General features: G+C 45.9%; 1 protein-coding gene. It reads right to left on the bottom strand.

Going from position 1 to position 209, the window contains the following annotated elements; all coding sequences use genetic code 11:
• On the bottom strand, positions 1–209 hold a 209-nt coding region (locus tag AC1M9P_RS14695; RefSeq protein ID WP_481588103.1), incomplete at both ends, for a GA-like domain-containing protein.

The following is a 209-nucleotide window of genomic DNA, read 5'->3' on the forward strand; positions in this document are numbered from 1 at the left end:
ATTTGCATCGATCAGCGCTTGTTCTGCCGCAGCGTATGCTGCTTCTGCTGCCTCTACTGCTGCTTCAGCCGCTGTTAGAGCTTCACCAATATCATCAACAACACCATCTTCATCTTCGTCATTTACTGTTGGTAAAGTGATATCAACCAGATCATTTAAACGACCTTGTAGCGCATCTTTTTCTGCTTGTACTGCCTCAGGTAACGCTG

It is taken from the genome of Acinetobacter sp. 25-47-122 (assembly GCF_056779695.1).